Consider the following 18650-nt stretch of genomic DNA (forward strand, 5'->3'; position numbering starts at 1 on the left):
ACGAACATTAGTTAATAGAGATTTCGACTAAATTATGACTTAAAATTGTTCTTTTATTAAGAAAGGAGATATTAAATGTTATCAGATTATAATATTAACAAGTTAAATATGAGTGGTTTGTATGGTTGTGAGCCAAATAAAAAATATAGGGGACAGTTATTTTATGATAATTTAAATCATTGCTGTAACTGGACTTTTCAAGTAGTTAAAAACCACGAAGGAAACTATTTTATGAGAGATACGTATTGGAGTTCAGGTGATAGTCTTTCCATACCACTGTCTGATGAAAACATTGATGAATTTAGATTAATTTTTGAATGGGTTAAGGTTAGAAAAATTAGATTAGAAGAAACCAATCATTACGAAAATCATTATAGAGTAGCTGTAGATAGTGGTGGGTATTCATTTCCGAAATATTTTGTTGACATAGATAGGATAAAAAACAAAGAGATGATGGTTGACGAAATTGATTCTAAAATTAAATCATTAGAATGGGAAATAGGAAGTCTGCGTGATAGAAAAGACAATCTTTTAAACGGAACTTACAAAGTTGATTGGTTTTAATTGATAAAAGTGATTTTTTATTAAGAGAGAGGTGATCGAAATGCTAAGTGGATTATTAACGTTTGATAAACGAGATTTACTTGAACAATCAAATGTTTATATCAGGTGGAACAGGATACTTAAATTGAGAGATATGAATTTTAAAGATGGCTGGTACAAACGACTTGATTTAAAAAGAATTAATAAAGAAAGATTAAACCAAGATGATATAGATTACTTGAAAACATTCAATAAAGTTATTATTGAGGATGATTACGGGATAAATTTTATAAACTTTACAGGTGGTTTAGGTAAAACAAAGTAAAAGTTTCCTTTTATAAAGTTGCAGGAGGTGAAAAGAATAATGGCTAAAAATAAAACTCAAAATGAAATTATGGAAAAGATGATAAATGATATCAATCATTATAAAGATTCAAAGGATGAGTTAACTCTCACAGACGTAACCTTTTTGCAATTACATTTAGGTAGACACTTAGAAGATTTTGGAGAATCAATAAACGTAACTTGATTAAACATGAATTTTAAATTAAAAAGGGGAGTACAAAAATGGAATTCATTAAACAAATGGTAGAGAAAACAAATCCTGAACAAATGAAATTAATGTTAATGTTCGGTGATTATGAGAATATGGGTACACGAATATTTAACCCTATTGAGTGCGATAAGAATGTCTCGTTATCTGTTCAAGCTAGTTATGGACATTATTGCAATCCTAGAAAGACATTGCCTTTAGATGAGTACAATAGAATGGAATTAGCAGTGTTTTTAAACGGTGAATTTGTACCAGTTGATGAGGTTATACACAGTCAAAGTTTAATTGATCAATTTGATGATTTTTATGAAGGAACTGTATATGGTCATGTTCCAGTTGAATTAATTGAAGACCTATACTTAGAGTTAATAACGACTTAATAAAAACTACATTCCATAAGAAAAGAGGTGATTAAATTGAAAAGTCCGTTTGTAGAATACTTAGAAGATAAAATAGAGGATGATGTATATAAAGTTGGTAATGATGGATCGAGATATTATCTTCTAAGTAGAGATGAGTTAGAAGAAATCATAGAAAAATTAACTTAAAACATTGTTCTTACTACCAAAATAAGGAGGGATACAAATGAATTTAAATGGCATAGCAGATGAAGTTGTTAAAGAGTATGAAAATTCAAACGATGTCAACTTTACTGAATCTGAGAAAGAAATTGCATCATATTTTTTCATGTTGGGTTTATTGTCTGATCAAGCAGAAAAATTAAGTTAAACAATCTTTTTACTTAAAAAAAAAAAGGGGGGGGCAATGAATGATTGACGTTTATAAATGTGGATTCTGTGGAATCGGTGTTGAATTTAACACTGAGGATATGGAAGAACATAATGAATTTGAGTGTTGTCGAGGCTGCTTTGAAAGTGAATCAGATACAGGTGAAATTTATTGATACGTTTTAAAACGGAAATTTCATCCAACGCAACATAGAAAATTACATATATATATAAATAAAATTATAATGCATAACAGAAAACATTAAATATCGCTGGAGGTTTTGAATAATGTCAAATAAGAAGTTATTAGAGGTAATTAGGCAGGATATTGTAAATAAAATTAATCGATATGAGGAAGAATTAGAACAAATTGATCGCAAGATTAGTGATATGGAGAGAGAGAGTAGTCTATAACAGAAGTTGATTTGTATCGCTGGCAATTACAAAAGGAGTGAAAGAAATGAATAAGTTTATTGTTGAAAATTACTTTTGCAACCCAGAAAAACTAGAAGAGAAGATGAATGAACATTTTAAAAATCAATATTATCCCAAAGAGATAAAGTTAAATCCTTATCAAGATAAGATTGAAGGTTTTATTATTTACGAGTTAAAATAACAGTTTTGCAACCAATTAAAAGAGAAGTTTTAAAAGGAGGGTGGTACTTGATGATTATGTGGGAAGGGTATGCTTTATATAGAGTAGATGGATTTAAATTCTACGAGGCTTTTGAGAAAGAGGATGAAGCAAGGGACAACTTAAAGATTAATGGCTATCAATATAATAAAACTGAAAAATTATGGATAAATGGAAATGATAGAGAAGGATTAATATTAGCCAAAGTTAAGATAACACCACCCACTGTGAAATAAAATAAAAAAGAAATTTTATGAGGAGGAATTCAGATAATGGATAACGATTATATTAAGATCGATTTTCATGCGGGTAGCACAATAGAAGGTGCAGTAAGAGAGCTGCTCACTTATAAAGAAAACGGGTATTTGGCTTTCGGAGAATTTAATGGATTCAAACTCTATTCAGATACAGTAACAGTAGATGGAGCATACAAGGAAATCATTGGTAAGACAAAATCTGAATTTGATAAATCTCAACAAGAATGGAGAGAAAGAATGGACAGAGAGGACGAAAAACATAAAGAAAGTATTCCAGAATTATCGAAAGAATGGATGAGAAAAGGTAGGAGGATTCTTTCTGAGGATAAATGGGAATATTGGGATAAAATTGTACCGGTTAGACTGGGCGACTTGTATCATGGAATGGAACTAGGTAACTGTTTAGACCTAGTTGAAACATTAAAAACTGGAACATTGGATGATGCAAAAGAGAAAATTGAAAATCAAGGTCATTCAGGAATGTCTTTTGGCTTAGTTTGTTCGATGGTAAGAGAGTTTAGTGATCGAGGGACTGAATTTGTTGAGTATGCTGGATAAAAAGGGGGGGTTAAATTGAAATCAAAACGAGAGAAGACTGCTAAAGAGTTTTTTGATAATATGACAGAGAAAGAATTTGATAATTTATTAAAGGAGTCCGGTTTCGAAGTGGGAGAAGGAGATGGGGAGATTGTCTTTGCTGACTACAAGGTTGTTCAAGGTAAAGTAAATAAACAACACACAGATTACGGCATCCGTTATTTTATTATCGACGATAAGAGCCTTGGATACATATGGAAAGACGAAGGTATGTTTAATTACCTATTGGAAGAGTATGAAAATAAAAATATAAGGGTGACTATTGAAGTTATTGATTAAAATACACATTTTATGAGGAGGAAATTAAAATAGTGAAAATAATTAAAACAAATCTTTCGATACCAAACGGTAAAATTGTTGATCATCAGTCATATGTACAGGAAGAACAAGATTGGGATTCATTTATTGAGAAGGTTAAATCTGGATTTCTATTTTCAAAAAACAAAAAAGTTAAAGTTGAAAATATTATTTATGATGATTTTCACTTTTCTTGCGACGTGAATAGGGATGGGTTATACACTAAACACTTAGCTTATATTGAAGGTCGAGTAATAACAAATTAAAACACACATTTATACAGAAAGGATGATTATTATTATAAATACAACAGGATTGGTATTGAAAATATATAACGAATTAGCACCTTTAAACCATAAACTAATCACCGTTTTGAATGCTGTTGAAAAAATTAATCAACGTTTTAATGGCTTGTATGATGAAGTAACCACTTTCAAGGTGAGCCTTATAGGATTAAGTCAAGAAGAACGAGTTTCTAGGTTGAAAGATATTTTTGGATTGTTTTATCTGAGTATATCAAACGTGTATTTTGACATTATTGGCTTAGAGTATAAATTAAAAATAAAATAGAATATACATTTCAAGGAGGAAATTGAATGGAATTTTTAACACTAGGACAGGTAATCGACACTATGAAGTTAGATGAGGTCGCAATTAAAGTTGATGGCGAATATGGCGATTGTTTACATGGGGATAAAATAGATGTTGTTAAGGGAATTTTGTATATTAACAATGAGAATTACTTTCTTTACGGAGATGACTGTAGAAAGATTACTGGCATTTATAATCCACCAAATGTAAAAGAAGATAAGTTTATTATTGTCAGTCGTGAAATGTATGAAAATATGAAAGATTATATTTATTAGATAAAATAACGATTTTATCACGAAATAATTCATCATATAGGATAGCATATGGAAGTAAATTGAAGTAAATGGAAGATAAATTTTAGAGGGGTGGAAGATATAGGATATAAAACATGTAACGGATGTGGGGAAGAGAAAAGGTTGTCGGAGTTTTATTATCAAGAGAAACAGAGAAAAGATGGGACAAAGTATGTTTATTACCGACCTGATTGCAAAGAATGTTCGAAAAGTCAGGCAAAGGAATGGAATCAAAAACACCCAGAGGTAAATAGAAGAGCGTGGAAAAACTATTATAGTACTGAACGTGGTAGACAAGCCAAAAGAGAGGATTCTAAAAGACGAAGAGATAATGGGAATTGGTATAAATGGTTAAAAGAGAACAAAGATAAAGCAGATGGATATAAAAACAAGCATCATAATCATGATATCACCAAAAAGGAATGGGAGTCATGTAAAGAATACTTTAACTACAAGTGTGCATATTGTGAAATGTCAGAATTTGATCATAAAGTCATTTATAATCAACAACTACATAAAGATCATGTTAACCATGAAGGGAACGATGATTTATCTAATTGCGTCCCAAGTTGCAAGGGTTGTAATAGTTCTAAGAATGAATTTGAAATAGTGTTTTGGTTTAAAGAAAGATCAACAACGTTTACTCAAAAAAGATTAGACAAAATTAACAAATGGCTAAATGATGATTATTTAATATTTAAAGATTGATAGTTTAAAATGTCTGTTTTAAGAAGGAGGAAGAAAATGAAGGTTAATGAAATTCAACAATTAGAGGTAGGAATGTGGATTAAGACAAATACTGGACTCGTTGCAAAAGTTAAAAGCATCGATAACAGGTTTCCGTTGAGATCTGAGAATAAGTTTCCGATCATTTATGCTGATGACAACAAGACTTGTTGGTCATTTGACACTATTGAACAATTTGGATGGAATATAAATATCAATTAAAAGGTTTTTGAAGGAGGATGTACATTGAAACATTATACAGAAAACAAAGAAATGTATTTTGAAGCGCAAGAAGTGTCAGAAGGTTTTGAAGTTGGTTATCAAGTTTCTTCATTTCATAAAAATTTAAATGGTACAAGTTACGAATTTGAAAGAATGCTTCCAGAAGATTACTTGTTAGACACAGAAGAAGACGCAGAAACTTTAGCATCAATGCTACCTATGATATATGATTGGGGATTTGATGACTCTCAGTATGTTGTAAGAGATAACATAAAAGGTAAATTGTTCGATTTTATGAACAGGATATAAGTTAAAATAATACTTTTACAAGGAGTGATTTAATGCCAACACAAGAAAAGTATGTGTTGCAACGAGTTAAAATATACTGTGACTGGAACAAGAAAAAGGATAATAAAATTAACCCAGAAGTTTTAATTGATTTAATCGATCAGTGGGAATTTGATTATCAAATGGATAAAACATACCGTCCTGAAGTATTAGAATTTGAGACAGTATTTGAGTCTAGATGGATTGGAAAATCAGAATAAAAAGCATATTTTAAAAGGAGTGATTAAATGATAAAAATAGTTAAGAAAAATATCCTTAAAGCTAAAGAAAATATAATTGGTCATCAAGTAAATTGTATGGGAGTGATGGGTGCAGGATTAGCTAAACAAATTAAAGATAAGTATCCATTTGCATATGAAAGTTACATGTACCGATGGAATGATATTGAAAATAAAAAAGATTTGCTAGGCACGATAAAACAATCCAAGCAGAAAGATGGAAAGATCATTGCACACATTTTTAGTCAATATGGATATGGTCGAGGAAGACAACAGACAAATTATGATGCATTGGAACAAGGATTAAGAACGTTGGAAATAAAAGCAAGAAACTTTGATCAGACCGTTGCACTTCCACATGGAATTGGATGTGGGTTAGCTGGTGGAGATTGGGATACTGTTTACAATATTATTGATGATATTTTTAAGGATTACAAAGTTACATTATACAAACTTTAATAAAGGTGAGGTATAAATATGAAGAATAAATTAATCTGTTTGTTTTTAGGTCACAGACTACCAGAAACAGGAACATCCAAAATTAGATGTAGAAGATGTGGAAAATGGAAAAAGAATTATTAATTTAAAAGGAGGAAATACAAATGAAAAGAGTGTCAGATGAAATTGGTATTGATGAACTATCAGGAGATAGAGAATATTTAGAAATGATGGAGACGAACGAACGCAATCTTGAATCAGCAGTATCGGAAATTCTTGAATTAATTAAAGATCATAATGAAGAATTGGCACATGATTGTCAATTAATATTAGATAAATGGAGTGAGTCATTATAATGGACAAATATGAAACATTGAAATCAATATGGGATGATGGAGAAATAGCATATGCTGAAGACAATATGGGTATAATTTATAAGTTTGCAGCAATAAATAACCAGTTTCAATATACTAGAGTTGATTTATCAGAATGGTTTACAGGTATCACTGTAACAGATTACTTGCATAACTTTAAGAATTTTCGCTTATAACAGTCGAAGTTAAATATCGCTGGCAATTTTTACGTGACATATAAATAAAATTACATTATAATAAAGGAGAGATTAAATTGAGTAGAGAAGAAAAGATTGAATTTTTATGTGAGAAATATAACGAAAAGCCGGAAAGCTATGCAGATACACCTGATTCAACAATTGATATGATTTATAATATTGCCTATTACGGTAGTTGATGGAAGAGGTAAGTATATGATATAGAAAAAGGAGGGAGTATTTTGAGATATTTTCAGAAGTTAAAAGAACCGCAATTAGTTGAATTAGAAAGCGAAATGGGATTTGTAATTGTGACAGAAATTGACATGTCACAAATGAAAAATGGTTTGATTTTTTTAAAGGGACAGTCATTTAACTACGAAGATGGAGAAGTTGAAAAATGTCGTGACAAGGAAATTCAATACAGCACTAATGAAGATGCTTATTACGAAATTGACGAGCAAGGAAACACAATAGATTAACAACGTAGTCTAAGCAAAATTTAGAATAAAAAGTCTCATTTATCAAGAAAGGATGTGATGATTTGATTACACAGGAAAAATATGCATTACAAAGGGTTAAAGTTTATTGTGATTGGAAGGCAAAGAATAATGAGAAGATTAGACCATTAGCATTAATTGAGTTGATTAATCAGTGGGAATTTGATTATCAAATAGAAAAAGATCACAGACCTGAAGTTTTAGAATTTGAGATGGATTACGATTCAAAATGGTCTGGAGAAAAAGAGTAAAATGTAAATTTTAAAAGGAAATGGAGAGTGTAAAAATGGATATTATCAGCAAATTTTTTAATCAGCAACAGGAGATTTATGATTATTTTGGATTCGTAGAGGATTGGGTTGTTTTACCATTTGATGATAGGCGAGGATTTGCGTGGAAACTGACAGGCAGTGAAGTTTCTTTTGGCAGAAGAGAAGATATTATAAACGACACAGGAAACCAGTACGTTGATTCCATTTACAAGCAGAGATTCTATGACAAATGGGTGTACGTTGGAGAGGATTACACAATGGTTATGGTGGATACTCAAACAGATGGCAATAGATTCTTGGCAATATTTGATAACGATAGAAGAATAACTCAATAAAAGTTAATGTTTATCAAGTAAAAACAGAAAGGAGTGAATAAATTATATGGAAAAATGGCGAGAAGTTAGGAAAAAATTAGTATTATCTGATCATGCGAAAGAGAATTATAATGGAACAAGAATAGATGGGCATGACAGAACAGGAATAACATTAAATCAAATTGCTCAAGCTTTGTCATATGGAATAAAAGGATACGCTGGTTATGTTGCCAATAAAAGTGTACATCGTGGAATCGAAGTAATATTCAAGGTTGATGATAAAGGAAATTATGTCGTTATTACATACTATCGAAAGAAAAGAAAGAACAGTCGCAATAACATTTACAAATTATTTGATGAAATATCTAGTTAACTATCAATTTTCCTTGACTTTATATATAAATATTATTATACTATAATTAAGGTTAAATTAAACGACAAAGGGGATAAAAATTATGTGTCTAGCAAGCGAATATCTTAATACAATCATTAAAGCTCAGAAAGACTTTGACAATCGGAAACATGAATTAAATTTACTTAGGTCGAAATATGATAAAGAGATCAACAACCTATATCACGATTTGGAGACCAGAAAATTCAATGCATGTGAGGGTTATTACATAACCAAGAAGCTGCAAAAGATTCTTCAAAAAAGAAGACTTGTAAAAACTGAATTCAATAATATGAGTTGTGTTTTTAAGTCTATGAATATGGACATTATTAAAAAACAATTAAACAACGGGGATAAATATCTAAGGAAAATGATTGAAAATGGTGAGGAGACAGACTACACAAAGGATTTTGATTTTGATATTCATGATATTTTTGAATCAGAAAGAGAGAAAGTTGAGGTGTAAATATGAGAAAATTTGAAGAAGGTAATCCTCAGACGGATGAAGTTAAAGAATGGGTAAACTCATTAGCAAGTCAATTGGAAGAAGAGAGTGAAGACAATTATTTCATTAGTGTTGATTATGGTAGTATCGATGACGATTATATAGTATTGGTACACGGTTATTTTGATGAAGAAACTGATAAGATTACAGTTGTAGAAACGGCTACATATGGATTGGAGGAGGGAAATTATGATCAAAACACATGAGAAAAAAGAGTTTATCAAATGGGTACTAGCTAAACACCAGTTAAAGAGGAGAGAAGCTGTTTGGATATTAAATTACATGATAAGCCATGAGGATTTATTAAAAAACATTCATTTTGTCGATGAAGGGATTGAATATTGTCCAAGAGGATTGATAATATCTTCAGTAGGCTCAAAACACCTTCCATTCAGGTTTTATATAAATAAAAATATGACAGAGGATGCAGAAAGGACATTCCATGACATCCGATTTAATAAAGAATCACCAACATACATACACCTACGATTTCCAGACTCTCATAAATCACCAGAATATCTAAACATCATAGAAGAAAATCCATACTACCAAGAAGAAGAAACATATGAATACAGTGAGTTAGCTACAAAGTTTTTAGATGAATGCCTGTTTAAAGTACAAATTGATAAGGCTTTAGATAATAGAAATGAAGAATTGTTTAATGAATTAGTAGGAAAAGTTAACGTTTAATAAAACTGATATTTTAATAGAAAAGGAGAATGTATATGAAAATTGGAACTAAAGTAAAGATGGTTAATTGTTATGAGGCAAATGTTAATCCAGATAAAGTTTGGGTCACAAGAAGCGAACCGTGGGAATTGTGTCATGGAGAAAGTGTTGTTTTGCTTAAAGGTAAATCTGGTGGATTTTCAACTACTTGTTTAGAAGAAGTAAAAGGAGATGTAGAATGAGAAGAATCAAAGTAAGCGACTATGAGATAATCGAAGACTTTGAAAATGGTACATTCAAGGCGTTGCGTCATGGTGAGGAGTGGAGAAATTTAATTGGAGATAATCTAATATTAGCTCTAATTGATAAAGTAGAAGATGTTGAGTCTTTAAAAATGTCATTACAATCATGCAAATATCATGCTGAAAGAATCAAGGAAAAAGGATATGGTGAATCAATGGACGCTGACGATATTATTGAGTTAGTAGACAATGAATTAGACTACTAGAAAAGGAGAATGAAAAAATGGAATTAAAAGAATTGACAACAGTACAAATGATTGAGGAGTTACAAGAAGGGTACATTGGCGAGTGTATTAATGCACCAATCGAATGTGTCAACACCGTAGAAATTAGTAGATACGGAAATATACAGTTTACAGATGGTTGTGACTTTATCCTTACAGAATTTATAAGAAATAGAGCAAGTTGGATTATAAAAAGCAAACCTGTTTCTTTTGAAAAAGTAAGAGAGGCTGCAAAGAAAGGAAAACTAGTACAGTACAAATTAAGAGGCAAGGTCGGACAGTTTTCTTACAATTCAAGATTACACAACTTCGATCAAGGAGCATTTAGTTTTGAGATGCTGGATAATGCCGAATGGACAATCTTGGACTAAGTAAGAGTACTAATTTATAAGGAGGAAATGATTAATGTTTTATGACGAGGATTTTTATAATGAGCCAAGCGAGTTTGATATGAAGGTCGATGAATTCAAACAAGATTTATTAAAGTCAGTAAAAGAAGAATATGCTAATGAGATGGAAAGATTGGAAAAGGAAAATAGAGAACTTCAGAACGTCAAACTAAACTTTGAACAAATCAAACGGAATTATGAAAGTAAAGAGATTGACTTAGAACGAGCAAAGGAGAAGGCAAAGCAAGAAGCACGAAGAGAAAGATTGGATAAGTTAATGGATGATTATAAGATAGTTTTATATCGGGCAAGTGCTAAGTCAGAGAGAAAAAATAAATGTGATAGATGCGATGATAATAGGAGAATTTACTATAAAACGCCGTTAGGTAAAGATGCTTATGAATCGTGCGATTGCTCAAAAGGTAAACTTACTTATTCGCCTAAAGAAAATATAATATATGAGTTTAGAATAAATCGAGACAACAATGAATTACTTGCATGGTATCAGTATGATGACGAATACGGATCAATGAGGTACTCAACAAAAGCAGACTCATTCTATAAAAAAGGAATGAAGTACGAAGATGTAAATCGATACAATACATTTTTCAAAGACAAAGAAGATTGCCAGAAATATTGTGATCATTTAAATAATGAGGAAAATTAAACTCTTATTATCTTCCATTTACTCGTATATACTTCCATTTACTAAGGCGTAAACACTGTAAAATTTAGGTTTTATTAAGTTGACAGAAAATACGAAGGAGTGAAATGCATAGTTTTGAAAAAGTGTAAGAAATGTGACGAAGAGAAGCCTGTAAATAGTTTTTATGGACAAAACAAAAAGAGAAATGATGGAACTGAATGGATTTATTATAGACCTGATTGTAAGGAGTGTACGAAAAAAAGTGCTGCTAAATGGCAAAATAATAACATAGACAGAAAGAGAGAAAGTGGCAGGAATTGGGCAAGGAGAAATATGGATGTGATTAACAAACGTAAAAAAGAATCTGTTGATAGAGGAATGACTTTGAAGAAGTGGCAAAGCAAAAATAAAGATAAGACTAAGGGTTATCAGAACAAAAGATTGAATAAAAACCACGATATTTCGAATTACGAGTGGGAAGAATGTAAAAGATATTTCGATAATTTATGTGCTTATTGTGGTAAATCAGAAGATGAAGCCATTGAAGAATATAACAACAAATTTCATCAAGAACACGTTGACCACGATGGTAGCAACAAACTAGATAATTGTATTCCTAGTTGCAAGGGTTGTAATAGTAGTAAGCATCAAAGCGAATGGACTGTATGGTATAACGAAGATAATCCAAATTTTACATACGAGAGACTAAATAAAATACATAGTTGGCTTAATGGAGATTATTTACAGTACAAAGAATAATATATAAATAAAATTATACTATAATAAGGAGAGAATTAAATGAAAAAGTACGATAAAATTGTACGTCATGGACAAAAAGGCACTCATTTAACTATCGAAAATAATCCAGAAATCGTTATTATGGAAAAATTAGATGGTGCTAATGCTAGTTTTAAAAAAGAAGATGGAAAAATTAAGTGTTTTAGCCGGAATAATGAAGTAAATGAAGATAATAATCTGAGAGGATTCTATGAGTGGGTGCAAGAAAATGTGAATGCTGACGATTTAGTCGAAGGCGGTATTTATTTTGGGGAATGGCTTATCAAACACACCATTAACTATCCACAGGAAGCATACCAAAACTTTTATTTATTCGATATTTATGACGAAGAGACTGAAAGATACATCAATTATCACCTAGTCGAGAAACAGGCTGATAAATTAGGGTTGAAACTTGTACCATTGTTTTATCAAGGAGAATTCCAGTCACTAGACCACATTAACTCATTCGTAGGTAAGTCTAAGATAGGTGAAGTTGGTGAGGGCGTAGTTGTTAAAAATTACAACTATGAAGATAAGCATGGTGATCAGATTTTTACAAAAATAGTATCTGAACAATTTTCCGAGAAGGCAAAGTCTAAAAAACAACAACTGCCTCAACATTCAAATGAGTTAGATGATTTCGTTAATACATACTTAACTCAAGCTAGAGTTGAAAAGATGTTGCATAAACTTGTTGATGAAGGAATCATTGAAGAAGAACCCTCATTAGAGGATATGGGAACAATTTTAAAGAATAGTGGCAACAGAATGATTGACGATATTTTAGAAGAAGAAATGGATTCACTGGTTAAAATAGTCAAAAAGAAAATTGGTAAGAAATATCCATCTGTGGTTAAGGAAATATTGTCTAGTTGATAAGGGAGTGAATATCTTGTCTAGAGATAAGAGTAACTATACAAAACAAGTAGATCAAGTAAAAGTCTGTAACAATGAACAAGAAACGAATGAGTGGTTAATGGATATGCCAAAAGATTCAATCGTGAAAGATATTAAATTATCTTCATTAAATGGATTGGATTTAATTCTAATACATTATAAGCAAATTATTATAGTTTAAAACACTAATTATATCAAGAAAAGGAGAGGTAGAATGAGTAAAACAAAAGAGTTGATTGAGATAATTAATACGTATCCTGAACATAAACTTATTTTCATGTATCCAGAAGAAGGTTCAGAACATCCTTATACTATGGGGTATCCTACGGAAATAATTGTAGACGAGTATTGGATTGATGATGAACGTGTTTGGCTTAAATATGATAACGAAGGTGAGATGTCTGACCATTATGGAGAGCTTATTTTTGACGATTTATATCCTGATGTAAAGATTATAAATGACGAACAAGATAAAGTTGTTGATAAGAAAACACAAGAGTTCATCGACAGTCAAGACTGGCAAAAATGTATCTGTGTTTATATTCATTACTAATAAAACGACACTTTTATGAGGAGGTAGGTGAATCTGATTGAATGCTAAATTAAAAATTCCAATAGCTTTAGGAATTGTGTTTGTCCCGTTCCTTTTAATTGGTTATTATTGGATGATTAATGAGACAATTTACACAATATTTCCCAACGCAATAGAAGAAGGTGTCTCGATGGTTTCCTTTATGTTAACCGTTATGATACCTGCAGCAATAGTAATGTTGTTCATTCATGAAAAAATGTGATAAAAACGAACTTTTATAAGGAGTGAATAAATGAATAATCGAGAAATTAATGAATTAATTGTTGAACATGTTTTAAAATTACCAATGGCACAAGAAGGTGTAAAACACAGTGAATCCTATATTGACGGATGGTTAGAAGGTAGATCATACTCAACAAATATTAGTGATGCTTGGGAATTAGTTGAAAAGTTAAGAGAAGAGCATTGTGAAATAGAAATAGGTGTAGGAGAAGATGTGGTAAACGTGTTTGTGCAAAGCTTAGTACACGATGATTGTGATATTAAAACCTATTATTCTCAAGAAGATAATGCACCATTGGCGATATGTAAGGCGATATTAAAATACAAAGGTATTACTCTTTAAAAATTGTCAATAAGGGTGTGAATTTATTGAAATATAGGGAAGATAAGTTATTAGAAAAATATCAGGAAATAACTGACAAGAAGAATGATGCTAGGTGTAGAGGTAACGGCACAATGGCAAATATCTATGATGAAAAACTGAAAATAATCAGGATGGCATTAGGGTTGTTGGAAATTCATATAGATGGGATCAATCGTTAAAATTATCCATTTACAAGGTTAGGAGGTGTGAGTTTGGAAATTTTAGCACATGGTAGTCAATGGGGCGAGTATGTTTTTGTATTAGCAATACTGTCCATTTCAGGAATATTTTTAGCATCTCTTCTTCTTTATGCATTGGTTGATTCTTTTAAAGATGGGTGGGACAAGGATGGAACTATTGCCATGCTATTCATTGCTGGTTTATTATCATTGATAATTTGGGGATTAATTGGAACAAATGAGCAAGGTGTAACAGAATATTGGAAGGTGAGAATAATAGATTTTAATGAAATTTATGAAAAAGATTATAAAATCGTTGATCAAGAAGGTGTTATCTATAAGATTGTAAAAAATGATTAGTTTGTTGAAGGGATAGTTGCTATAACAGAATAATGTAAATATCGCTGGAAACTTAAAAGTCAGGAAATGAGGTGAAGTATTGACAGGATTTACATTAGGTGTTTTGTTTGTTTTAGTGATATGGGGATTAAGTAACCATTTAACTAATAATATTTTAATTAAAAAAGCTGATACAAAGGGTGTTGAGTTTATTAAAGGCAAACCAGTTGTATTAGTACATGAGAGAGATTATGTTCCAATGTCATTAAAATCTGAAGTGTATGATCGGGAAAACAAAAAGACTACTTAAAATCATTAGGAGGTAGAAAATGGACATTAAAAGATTATTTAAAGAATCTGAATCAGATAAAATTAGTCAAGAAATTGTGAGTAAAATTTACCCAGTTGAGCCATTAGAGAGATATTATAAATTTGGAGTAGCTTCAACTCTAAGTAATATTGAAGATTATGCTAATACGTATATCAATGGCAAATATGCTGATAAATTAGACGCACACGATTTAAAAAAGATTATATTTGGAATTATTCATCAGGATCAGGATGTTAAAGAAATGTTTGGTAGATTAAGAAACGAAGGAGTTCAGCTTAAAAACGAAGAAAAAGGAGAATGCTTATGAACGAAATGACACTAGAGGGACTAATTAGGTTAGGTAATTCACATTTTGCCAAATATGATGCAAATTGGATGATAATTGAAGTTAAGGCATTTGATAACGAACCAGAGATTATTATTAATCCAAAAGAAAACTTTCAAGCAAAATTAGATTATTATGCCAAGGCATACGACAATGATTTAACACTAAAAACAAATAAAAATATTAAAATTGTAAACTTTGATTTTGTTGAAGCTATTCAAGACGTATGGTAAAACACGATAAAATCATGTTTTTAAACGAGAAGACGGTAAACGAATTGACTATTAGCGAATATCAAATGTTAGCAATTAAAGATGGCGTTGAAGAAGGATTCAATGAACAAGGGTATAAATTAACAAGTAGAGATAGATTAATGATTTCAATGACAGTTAAAGTCACCAAAGAAACAATTGATCAGTTGTTAGAAGAGAAATACGATAAATTAAGTGGGTGTGACTAAATGAAAAGACAAGAGTTGATTGATTTATGTGAGAAGGCTATTGTCTCTGAGGATAAGTGGGGGAATCGTGATTCTGCATCTGCTCAAAGACAAATCGGTGAGTTGTGGGCATTATTAAAAGCTGGATGTGATTACAAATTAGACCATAATTCATTAAGTATTACCGTTTATTACAAAGGATTTATGTATTTTGAAATGCTTGATATAGAGAGTGAATATTTCTATTTGCCTACATTAAAGGAGTTAGAAGAATTGAATGGTGAAGATTGGTACTAAATAAAAGAAGAGTATTATCGGGGAAGGAGAGTAAAAATGGAGTTAATTAAATTGATGCAAAAAAGAAGTGACAGGATTGAAAATGTGAAGGAAGATTTATTTGAATTAGAGACTGATTTAATCGGTGCAGAAGTTAGACATGAAGATAAAGAAGCTATGATTATGGAAATTGATTGGATGCAAAAAGCAGTGTTGTTAAACTATGACGATGTGAATATGGAGTGGATAACGTTTTAAAATGTTTCTTTTATAAGGTGGTATAAGTATGGATAAAAAACAAGTTAGGAAAGATTTATCTGAAATAAATGATTTATATCCTGTAGCCAAGACTTACTGTAACATAATGTTGCGAACTAAAAACTATCGCATTTACAAAAAGAATTTTAAAAAACTATGCAAGTTATGGAGATATGATTACCAAGATTACATTGATAAATAAAACATTTTTTCTAAAAAGAAAGGTATGATAAATTGGCTAAATTTCGAACTATAGATGAAGACGAAGTTATTAAATTGGCTAACAAGGTTAAATTTTCGTATAAGTATAAAATTCCATTCCTATCAAAAGCAATAAGAAATAAGGCAAACGACAAATTATATGAAATGATTGACGATGAAATAATGGAATCAGTGAAAGATGTTATGCAAGACGAAATGGATAAGCAGTTTGTACAATTCATGGATATTGCAGCAAGTCCGATACAATTTGATAAGAAGTATTAATAGTTTAAAAGATTGGTTTTATCAAGGGATGTGGAAGATAATAACAAAGAAACAATGTACATGGTGTAATCAAACAAAATTATTAAGTGAATTTTACAGTAAAGAAAAATTCAAAAGGAGTGGTGAAGCATATATATATTACCACCCTGAATGTAAACAATGCTCAATAAATCGAAGCAAAAAATGGAAGTCCAAAAACAAAGAAAGTGTGAGAATTAGTAACGTAAAATACAACAACTCTGACAGACGTAGATATTTAAAGAAGATATTTATGAGTCGAGAAGAACCGAAGTTAAAATACAGGAATTGGCAAAGATTAAACAAAGACAAAATTAAAAATTACAGGCTGTCGAGACAAATTAAAACGCACAACATATCCAGTTTAGAATGGGAAAATTGTAAGCTTTATTTTAACCATTGTTGTGCCTATTGTGGTTTAGATGAAAGTACTCATAAAGAAATAAATAAACAACAATTACACCAAGAACATGTTATACATGACGGAAGGAATGATTTAAAAAACTGTGTTCCTTCATGCAAGAGTTGTAACGGGATTAAAAACATTCGCACAGTAAATCACTTTTTTAATAATAGCGAACTCTTCACAAGAGATAGATATCTAAAAATATACCAATGGTTGAGATTTGACGTTTATAAATATTTAGAAAAGAAATAACTTGATAAGTTAAGAATTTTACTTGGAAAGGAATGATTAAATTGGAAAATATTTTTTATGGAGAAAAAGTTGAGCGTGTTTTTAGTGAAAGAAGAGAATATTCATTTATGGGAGGAGGTCTTGGATTTCGACAAGAGACAACCCCAAGAGAGTTAGACGCAAAGAAACTAAGGAACCCAGAAAATTATTTGTCATGTGATAGTGAATTTATAGAATATGTTGAAATTCTTAAAACTGATAAGTTATCTGATGTAATTAATGATAATCATAAAGTTGAATTTAAAGGAAATGAATATGAAATAACAAAAACAGTGGTTGATCCTGAAAAAGAACATATTAAATATTTTATAGATTACAAGATTGTGGTTGATGATGATACAGATAGTAAGACGCAAGTAATTGAATCGATCAGAGAAGATGCCATCAACCGATTCACAGAGGAACTAGATTATTATAAAAAATCATTTAATCAAAGACATCGACTAGCGTCTATTGAACAGATTGCAAAACTAGGAGACACGATAAGTGTTCTAAGTGAATGGGGTTCAGAGCGATATAAAGGCATATTAACGAAAATACAAGACGATTCAATAACATTAGCCACTTACAATGATAAATCTAAAGTTAAGTATGAGAAGGTAGCAATAGATGGATTTTGTAATTATAGATTCAATATATTAGGTTAAAACAACAGTTTTAACTAGAAAGGATGTGATGATAAAATAGCTAAAACAGATTTAACAACTGAAATGGAACGTAACATATTCAATTATACTAAGAAGCAAGGAACATTCGGCTGTTTAGAAGTAACTATTGGCTGGTTTGGTAAAGAAAGAGTTGATTACTTAACTTACGACACTAAGGGTATTTGGAGATGTTATGAAATTAAAGTATCTATTGCCGATTTTCGTAGCAAGGCTCATAACACATTCTGTGGACATTATAATTATTATGTTATGCCTCACGAACTGTATGAGAAAGTTAAAGATGAGATACCTAGTCATATAGGTGTGATTTCTAATGGCTATCAATCCATTAAACGTGCCAAGAAACAAGAGTTAGGTGAAGATGAACAAGTCTTAAAGGATTCCATGATTCGTTCGCTATCTAGAGAGGTAGAAAAGATGATGAAGAGTAAAGATCCTAATGCCATCGATGGTATGAATAGAACAATTAGTTACTTGCAACGTGAAAGGGATAGGTATAGAAGGGATTATCAGAGATTAAGAAATATTGGATACACTAAATATGGACGAGGTTGGGATAGAGAAGATTAGAA

At 30.8% G+C, this 18650-nt stretch carries 51 protein-coding genes; all 51 read left to right on the forward strand.

The window, feature by feature from the left end:
* Positions 1–75: 75 nt before the first annotated feature.
* The 51 genes from LD272_RS05960 to LD272_RS06190 all read left to right on the forward strand — a co-directional run bounded on the left by LD272_RS05960 (position 76) and on the right by LD272_RS06190 (position 18648).
* Positions 76–564 carry a hypothetical protein gene (locus LD272_RS05960; protein WP_226035679.1) on the forward strand — a complete coding sequence of 163 codons (489 nt, stop codon included), beginning with the start codon at positions 76–78 and terminating at the stop codon, positions 562–564.
* A 40-nt stretch (positions 565–604) separates the two neighbouring features.
* Entirely contained in the window at positions 605–868 is a 264-nt protein-coding gene (locus LD272_RS05965) for a hypothetical protein (protein WP_226035680.1), read from the forward strand.
* Between the two features lie 39 nt (positions 869–907).
* The gene (locus LD272_RS05970; RefSeq protein WP_226035681.1) at positions 908–1072 is read left to right on the forward strand and encodes a hypothetical protein; all 165 of its coding nucleotides are present in this window, start codon (positions 908–910) and stop codon (positions 1070–1072) included.
* Between the two features lie 38 nt (positions 1073–1110).
* Complete coding sequence (locus tag LD272_RS05975) at positions 1111–1476, forward strand: hypothetical protein (RefSeq protein WP_226035682.1); 366 nt, start codon at positions 1111–1113, stop codon at positions 1474–1476.
* A 36-nt stretch (positions 1477–1512) separates the two neighbouring features.
* On the forward strand, positions 1513–1644 hold the full coding sequence (locus LD272_RS21400; protein ID WP_255639663.1) for a hypothetical protein: 132 nt from the start codon (positions 1513–1515) through the stop codon (positions 1642–1644).
* A gap of 37 nt (positions 1645–1681) precedes the next feature.
* Complete coding sequence (locus LD272_RS05980) at positions 1682–1825, forward strand: hypothetical protein (protein WP_226035683.1); 144 nt, start codon at positions 1682–1684, stop codon at positions 1823–1825.
* A 40-nt stretch (positions 1826–1865) separates the two neighbouring features.
* Complete coding sequence (locus tag LD272_RS21405) at positions 1866–2000, forward strand: hypothetical protein (RefSeq protein ID WP_255639664.1); 135 nt, start codon at positions 1866–1868, stop codon at positions 1998–2000.
* Between the two features lie 112 nt (positions 2001–2112).
* On the forward strand, positions 2113–2238 hold the full coding sequence (locus LD272_RS21410; protein ID WP_255639665.1) for a hypothetical protein: 126 nt from the start codon (positions 2113–2115) through the stop codon (positions 2236–2238).
* Positions 2239–2284: 46 nt separating this feature from the next.
* On the forward strand, positions 2285–2440 hold the full coding sequence (locus LD272_RS05985) for a hypothetical protein (protein WP_226035684.1): 156 nt from the start codon (positions 2285–2287) through the stop codon (positions 2438–2440).
* Positions 2441–2487: 47 nt separating this feature from the next.
* Entirely contained in the window at positions 2488–2694 is a 207-nt protein-coding gene (locus LD272_RS05990) for a hypothetical protein (RefSeq protein ID WP_226035685.1), read from the forward strand.
* Between the two features lie 36 nt (positions 2695–2730).
* Positions 2731–3273, forward strand: a complete 543-nt coding sequence (locus LD272_RS05995) for a hypothetical protein (RefSeq protein ID WP_226035686.1) — start codon at positions 2731–2733, stop codon at positions 3271–3273.
* A gap of 15 nt (positions 3274–3288) precedes the next feature.
* On the forward strand, positions 3289–3591 hold the full coding sequence (locus LD272_RS06000) for a hypothetical protein (RefSeq protein ID WP_226035687.1): 303 nt from the start codon (positions 3289–3291) through the stop codon (positions 3589–3591).
* A 32-nt stretch (positions 3592–3623) separates the two neighbouring features.
* Complete coding sequence (locus LD272_RS06005; protein ID WP_226035688.1) at positions 3624–3875, forward strand: hypothetical protein; 252 nt, start codon at positions 3624–3626, stop codon at positions 3873–3875.
* Positions 3876–4205: 330 nt separating this feature from the next.
* A complete protein-coding gene (locus tag LD272_RS06010) occupies positions 4206–4475 on the forward strand; it encodes a hypothetical protein (protein WP_226035689.1) in 270 nt (89 codons plus the stop codon).
* A gap of 141 nt (positions 4476–4616) precedes the next feature.
* Entirely contained in the window at positions 4617–5201 is a 585-nt protein-coding gene (locus tag LD272_RS06015; protein ID WP_226035690.1) for an HNH endonuclease signature motif containing protein, read from the forward strand.
* Between the two features lie 36 nt (positions 5202–5237).
* Positions 5238–5441, forward strand: coding sequence for a hypothetical protein (locus tag LD272_RS06020; protein ID WP_226035691.1), 204 nt, complete (start codon positions 5238–5240; stop codon positions 5439–5441).
* Between the two features lie 24 nt (positions 5442–5465).
* The gene (locus tag LD272_RS06025; protein ID WP_226035692.1) at positions 5466–5750 is read left to right on the forward strand and encodes a hypothetical protein; all 285 of its coding nucleotides are present in this window, start codon (positions 5466–5468) and stop codon (positions 5748–5750) included.
* Positions 5751–5782: 32 nt separating this feature from the next.
* The gene (locus LD272_RS06030; RefSeq protein WP_226035693.1) at positions 5783–5989 is read left to right on the forward strand and encodes a hypothetical protein; all 207 of its coding nucleotides are present in this window, start codon (positions 5783–5785) and stop codon (positions 5987–5989) included.
* Positions 5990–6016: 27 nt separating this feature from the next.
* Positions 6017–6466 (forward strand): macro domain-containing protein, encoded by a 450-nt coding sequence (locus tag LD272_RS06035; RefSeq protein ID WP_226035694.1) that lies wholly within the window; start codon positions 6017–6019, stop codon positions 6464–6466.
* Between the two features lie 143 nt (positions 6467–6609).
* Entirely contained in the window at positions 6610–6801 is a 192-nt protein-coding gene (locus tag LD272_RS06040; RefSeq protein ID WP_226035695.1) for a hypothetical protein, read from the forward strand.
* Complete coding sequence (locus tag LD272_RS06045) at positions 6801–6995, forward strand: hypothetical protein (protein ID WP_226035696.1); 195 nt, start codon at positions 6801–6803, stop codon at positions 6993–6995. Before LD272_RS06040 ends, LD272_RS06045 begins: the two co-directional genes overlap by 1 nt.
* Before the next feature lie 77 nt (positions 6996–7072).
* Entirely contained in the window at positions 7073–7195 is a 123-nt protein-coding gene (locus tag LD272_RS21415; protein ID WP_255639666.1) for a hypothetical protein, read from the forward strand.
* A 42-nt stretch (positions 7196–7237) separates the two neighbouring features.
* Positions 7238–7477: a hypothetical protein gene (locus LD272_RS06050; protein ID WP_226035697.1), complete on the forward strand. Its 240-nt coding sequence runs from the start codon at positions 7238–7240 to the stop codon at positions 7475–7477.
* 62 nt (positions 7478–7539) lie between these two features.
* Positions 7540–7746 carry a hypothetical protein gene (locus tag LD272_RS06055; RefSeq protein ID WP_226035698.1) on the forward strand — a complete coding sequence of 69 codons (207 nt, stop codon included), beginning with the start codon at positions 7540–7542 and terminating at the stop codon, positions 7744–7746.
* A gap of 35 nt (positions 7747–7781) precedes the next feature.
* Positions 7782–8102 (forward strand): hypothetical protein, encoded by a 321-nt coding sequence (locus LD272_RS06060; protein WP_226035699.1) that lies wholly within the window; start codon positions 7782–7784, stop codon positions 8100–8102.
* Positions 8103–8148: 46 nt separating this feature from the next.
* Complete coding sequence (locus LD272_RS06065) at positions 8149–8454, forward strand: hypothetical protein (protein WP_226035700.1); 306 nt, start codon at positions 8149–8151, stop codon at positions 8452–8454.
* Between the two features lie 82 nt (positions 8455–8536).
* Positions 8537–8938, forward strand: a complete 402-nt coding sequence (locus LD272_RS06070; protein WP_226035701.1) for a hypothetical protein — start codon at positions 8537–8539, stop codon at positions 8936–8938.
* A gap of 2 nt (positions 8939–8940) precedes the next feature.
* The gene (locus LD272_RS06075) at positions 8941–9183 is read left to right on the forward strand and encodes a hypothetical protein (RefSeq protein ID WP_226035702.1); all 243 of its coding nucleotides are present in this window, start codon (positions 8941–8943) and stop codon (positions 9181–9183) included.
* A complete protein-coding gene (locus tag LD272_RS06080) occupies positions 9167–9667 on the forward strand; it encodes a ReoY family proteolytic degradation factor (protein WP_226035703.1) in 501 nt (166 codons plus the stop codon). Before LD272_RS06075 ends, LD272_RS06080 begins: the two co-directional genes overlap by 17 nt.
* 35 nt (positions 9668–9702) lie before the next feature.
* Complete coding sequence (locus tag LD272_RS06085) at positions 9703–9888, forward strand: hypothetical protein (protein ID WP_226035704.1); 186 nt, start codon at positions 9703–9705, stop codon at positions 9886–9888.
* Complete coding sequence (locus LD272_RS06090) at positions 9885–10154, forward strand: hypothetical protein (protein WP_226035705.1); 270 nt, start codon at positions 9885–9887, stop codon at positions 10152–10154. The genes LD272_RS06085 and LD272_RS06090 overlap by 4 nt, the downstream gene beginning before the upstream one ends.
* Positions 10155–10171: 17 nt before the next feature.
* Positions 10172–10543, forward strand: a complete 372-nt coding sequence (locus LD272_RS06095; protein ID WP_226035706.1) for a hypothetical protein — start codon at positions 10172–10174, stop codon at positions 10541–10543.
* A gap of 34 nt (positions 10544–10577) precedes the next feature.
* Complete coding sequence (locus LD272_RS06100; protein WP_226035707.1) at positions 10578–11228, forward strand: hypothetical protein; 651 nt, start codon at positions 10578–10580, stop codon at positions 11226–11228.
* Positions 11229–11342: 114 nt separating this feature from the next.
* A complete protein-coding gene (locus LD272_RS06105) occupies positions 11343–11966 on the forward strand; it encodes an HNH endonuclease (RefSeq protein WP_226035708.1) in 624 nt (207 codons plus the stop codon).
* A 39-nt stretch (positions 11967–12005) separates the two neighbouring features.
* Positions 12006–12863 (forward strand): RNA ligase family protein, encoded by an 858-nt coding sequence (locus tag LD272_RS06110; RefSeq protein WP_226035709.1) that lies wholly within the window; start codon positions 12006–12008, stop codon positions 12861–12863.
* A 16-nt stretch (positions 12864–12879) separates the two neighbouring features.
* On the forward strand, positions 12880–13065 hold the full coding sequence (locus LD272_RS06115; protein WP_226035710.1) for a hypothetical protein: 186 nt from the start codon (positions 12880–12882) through the stop codon (positions 13063–13065).
* Between the two features lie 33 nt (positions 13066–13098).
* Positions 13099–13437: a hypothetical protein gene (locus tag LD272_RS06120; RefSeq protein WP_226035711.1), complete on the forward strand. Its 339-nt coding sequence runs from the start codon at positions 13099–13101 to the stop codon at positions 13435–13437.
* 37 nt (positions 13438–13474) lie between these two features.
* Complete coding sequence (locus LD272_RS06125) at positions 13475–13678, forward strand: hypothetical protein (protein ID WP_226035712.1); 204 nt, start codon at positions 13475–13477, stop codon at positions 13676–13678.
* A 30-nt stretch (positions 13679–13708) separates the two neighbouring features.
* Positions 13709–14041 (forward strand): BC1872 family protein, encoded by a 333-nt coding sequence (locus tag LD272_RS06130; RefSeq protein ID WP_226035713.1) that lies wholly within the window; start codon positions 13709–13711, stop codon positions 14039–14041.
* 26 nt (positions 14042–14067) lie between these two features.
* Positions 14068–14241: a hypothetical protein gene (locus LD272_RS06135; RefSeq protein WP_226035714.1), complete on the forward strand. Its 174-nt coding sequence runs from the start codon at positions 14068–14070 to the stop codon at positions 14239–14241.
* A 33-nt stretch (positions 14242–14274) separates the two neighbouring features.
* Positions 14275–14601, forward strand: coding sequence for a hypothetical protein (locus tag LD272_RS06140; protein ID WP_226035715.1), 327 nt, complete (start codon positions 14275–14277; stop codon positions 14599–14601).
* Between the two features lie 79 nt (positions 14602–14680).
* Complete coding sequence (locus LD272_RS06145) at positions 14681–14890, forward strand: hypothetical protein (RefSeq protein ID WP_226035716.1); 210 nt, start codon at positions 14681–14683, stop codon at positions 14888–14890.
* 19 nt (positions 14891–14909) lie between these two features.
* Positions 14910–15218 carry a hypothetical protein gene (locus LD272_RS06150; RefSeq protein ID WP_226035717.1) on the forward strand — a complete coding sequence of 103 codons (309 nt, stop codon included), beginning with the start codon at positions 14910–14912 and terminating at the stop codon, positions 15216–15218.
* Positions 15215–15469: a hypothetical protein gene (locus LD272_RS06155; RefSeq protein WP_226035718.1), complete on the forward strand. Its 255-nt coding sequence runs from the start codon at positions 15215–15217 to the stop codon at positions 15467–15469. The genes LD272_RS06150 and LD272_RS06155 overlap by 4 nt, the downstream gene beginning before the upstream one ends.
* Positions 15463–15696 (forward strand): hypothetical protein, encoded by a 234-nt coding sequence (locus tag LD272_RS06160; protein ID WP_226035719.1) that lies wholly within the window; start codon positions 15463–15465, stop codon positions 15694–15696. Before LD272_RS06155 ends, LD272_RS06160 begins: the two co-directional genes overlap by 7 nt.
* A complete protein-coding gene (locus LD272_RS06165; protein ID WP_226035720.1) occupies positions 15697–15972 on the forward strand; it encodes a hypothetical protein in 276 nt (91 codons plus the stop codon). It abuts the gene before it with no gap.
* 36 nt (positions 15973–16008) lie between these two features.
* A complete protein-coding gene (locus tag LD272_RS06170; protein WP_226035721.1) occupies positions 16009–16209 on the forward strand; it encodes a hypothetical protein in 201 nt (66 codons plus the stop codon).
* Positions 16210–16237: 28 nt separating this feature from the next.
* A complete protein-coding gene (locus LD272_RS06175; RefSeq protein ID WP_226035722.1) occupies positions 16238–16411 on the forward strand; it encodes a hypothetical protein in 174 nt (57 codons plus the stop codon).
* A 32-nt stretch (positions 16412–16443) separates the two neighbouring features.
* Positions 16444–16695: a hypothetical protein gene (locus LD272_RS06180; protein ID WP_226035723.1), complete on the forward strand. Its 252-nt coding sequence runs from the start codon at positions 16444–16446 to the stop codon at positions 16693–16695.
* Between the two features lie 717 nt (positions 16696–17412).
* A complete protein-coding gene (locus tag LD272_RS06185) occupies positions 17413–18057 on the forward strand; it encodes a hypothetical protein (protein WP_226035724.1) in 645 nt (214 codons plus the stop codon).
* A 63-nt stretch (positions 18058–18120) separates the two neighbouring features.
* Positions 18121–18648, forward strand: coding sequence for a hypothetical protein (locus LD272_RS06190; RefSeq protein ID WP_226035725.1), 528 nt, complete (start codon positions 18121–18123; stop codon positions 18646–18648).
* Positions 18649–18650 lie beyond the last annotated feature (2 nt).

It is taken from the genome of Aquibacillus saliphilus (genome assembly GCF_020404745.1).
Taxonomy (GTDB): Bacteria; Bacillota; Bacilli; order Bacillales; family Amphibacillaceae; genus Aquibacillus; species Aquibacillus saliphilus.

Excerpts from the sequence above, each read along its gene's own strand:
- LD272_RS05960 (WP_226035679.1), top strand. The coding sequence starts at position 76 with ATGTTATCAGATTATAATATTAACAAGTTAAATATGAGTGGTTTGTAT.
- LD272_RS05965 (WP_226035680.1), top strand. The coding sequence starts at position 605 with ATGCTAAGTGGATTATTAACGTTTGATAAACGAGATTTACTTGAACAA.
- LD272_RS05970 (WP_226035681.1), top strand. The coding sequence starts at position 908 with ATGGCTAAAAATAAAACTCAAAATGAAATTATGGAAAAGATGATAAAT.
- LD272_RS05975 (WP_226035682.1), top strand. The coding sequence starts at position 1,111 with ATGGAATTCATTAAACAAATGGTAGAGAAAACAAATCCTGAACAAATG.
- LD272_RS05980 (WP_226035683.1), top strand. The coding sequence starts at position 1,682 with ATGAATTTAAATGGCATAGCAGATGAAGTTGTTAAAGAGTATGAAAAT.
- LD272_RS21405 (WP_255639664.1), top strand. The coding sequence starts at position 1,866 with ATGATTGACGTTTATAAATGTGGATTCTGTGGAATCGGTGTTGAATTT.
- LD272_RS21410 (WP_255639665.1), top strand. The coding sequence starts at position 2,113 with ATGTCAAATAAGAAGTTATTAGAGGTAATTAGGCAGGATATTGTAAAT.
- LD272_RS05985 (WP_226035684.1), top strand. The coding sequence starts at position 2,285 with ATGAATAAGTTTATTGTTGAAAATTACTTTTGCAACCCAGAAAAACTA.
- LD272_RS05995 (WP_226035686.1), top strand. The coding sequence starts at position 2,731 with ATGGATAACGATTATATTAAGATCGATTTTCATGCGGGTAGCACAATA.
- LD272_RS06010 (WP_226035689.1), top strand. The coding sequence starts at position 4,206 with ATGGAATTTTTAACACTAGGACAGGTAATCGACACTATGAAGTTAGAT.
- LD272_RS06020 (WP_226035691.1), top strand. The coding sequence starts at position 5,238 with ATGAAGGTTAATGAAATTCAACAATTAGAGGTAGGAATGTGGATTAAG.
- LD272_RS06030 (WP_226035693.1), top strand. The coding sequence starts at position 5,783 with ATGCCAACACAAGAAAAGTATGTGTTGCAACGAGTTAAAATATACTGT.
- LD272_RS06035 (WP_226035694.1), top strand. The coding sequence starts at position 6,017 with ATGATAAAAATAGTTAAGAAAAATATCCTTAAAGCTAAAGAAAATATA.
- LD272_RS06040 (WP_226035695.1), top strand. The coding sequence starts at position 6,610 with ATGAAAAGAGTGTCAGATGAAATTGGTATTGATGAACTATCAGGAGAT.
- LD272_RS06045 (WP_226035696.1), top strand. The coding sequence starts at position 6,801 with ATGGACAAATATGAAACATTGAAATCAATATGGGATGATGGAGAAATA.
- LD272_RS06060 (WP_226035699.1), top strand. The coding sequence starts at position 7,782 with ATGGATATTATCAGCAAATTTTTTAATCAGCAACAGGAGATTTATGAT.
- LD272_RS06065 (WP_226035700.1), top strand. The coding sequence starts at position 8,149 with ATGGAAAAATGGCGAGAAGTTAGGAAAAAATTAGTATTATCTGATCAT.
- LD272_RS06070 (WP_226035701.1), top strand. The coding sequence starts at position 8,537 with ATGTGTCTAGCAAGCGAATATCTTAATACAATCATTAAAGCTCAGAAA.
- LD272_RS06075 (WP_226035702.1), top strand. The coding sequence starts at position 8,941 with ATGAGAAAATTTGAAGAAGGTAATCCTCAGACGGATGAAGTTAAAGAA.
- LD272_RS06080 (WP_226035703.1), top strand. The coding sequence starts at position 9,167 with ATGATCAAAACACATGAGAAAAAAGAGTTTATCAAATGGGTACTAGCT.
- LD272_RS06085 (WP_226035704.1), top strand. The coding sequence starts at position 9,703 with ATGAAAATTGGAACTAAAGTAAAGATGGTTAATTGTTATGAGGCAAAT.
- LD272_RS06090 (WP_226035705.1), top strand. The coding sequence starts at position 9,885 with ATGAGAAGAATCAAAGTAAGCGACTATGAGATAATCGAAGACTTTGAA.
- LD272_RS06095 (WP_226035706.1), top strand. The coding sequence starts at position 10,172 with ATGGAATTAAAAGAATTGACAACAGTACAAATGATTGAGGAGTTACAA.
- LD272_RS06100 (WP_226035707.1), top strand. The coding sequence starts at position 10,578 with ATGTTTTATGACGAGGATTTTTATAATGAGCCAAGCGAGTTTGATATG.
- LD272_RS06110 (WP_226035709.1), top strand. The coding sequence starts at position 12,006 with ATGAAAAAGTACGATAAAATTGTACGTCATGGACAAAAAGGCACTCAT.
- LD272_RS06120 (WP_226035711.1), top strand. The coding sequence starts at position 13,099 with ATGAGTAAAACAAAAGAGTTGATTGAGATAATTAATACGTATCCTGAA.
- LD272_RS06130 (WP_226035713.1), top strand. The coding sequence starts at position 13,709 with ATGAATAATCGAGAAATTAATGAATTAATTGTTGAACATGTTTTAAAA.
- LD272_RS06150 (WP_226035717.1), top strand. The coding sequence starts at position 14,910 with ATGGACATTAAAAGATTATTTAAAGAATCTGAATCAGATAAAATTAGT.
- LD272_RS06155 (WP_226035718.1), top strand. The coding sequence starts at position 15,215 with ATGAACGAAATGACACTAGAGGGACTAATTAGGTTAGGTAATTCACAT.
- LD272_RS06160 (WP_226035719.1), top strand. The coding sequence starts at position 15,463 with ATGGTAAAACACGATAAAATCATGTTTTTAAACGAGAAGACGGTAAAC.
- LD272_RS06165 (WP_226035720.1), top strand. The coding sequence starts at position 15,697 with ATGAAAAGACAAGAGTTGATTGATTTATGTGAGAAGGCTATTGTCTCT.
- LD272_RS06170 (WP_226035721.1), top strand. The coding sequence starts at position 16,009 with ATGGAGTTAATTAAATTGATGCAAAAAAGAAGTGACAGGATTGAAAAT.
- LD272_RS06175 (WP_226035722.1), top strand. The coding sequence starts at position 16,238 with ATGGATAAAAAACAAGTTAGGAAAGATTTATCTGAAATAAATGATTTA.
- LD272_RS06190 (WP_226035725.1), top strand. The coding sequence starts at position 18,121 with ATGGAACGTAACATATTCAATTATACTAAGAAGCAAGGAACATTCGGC.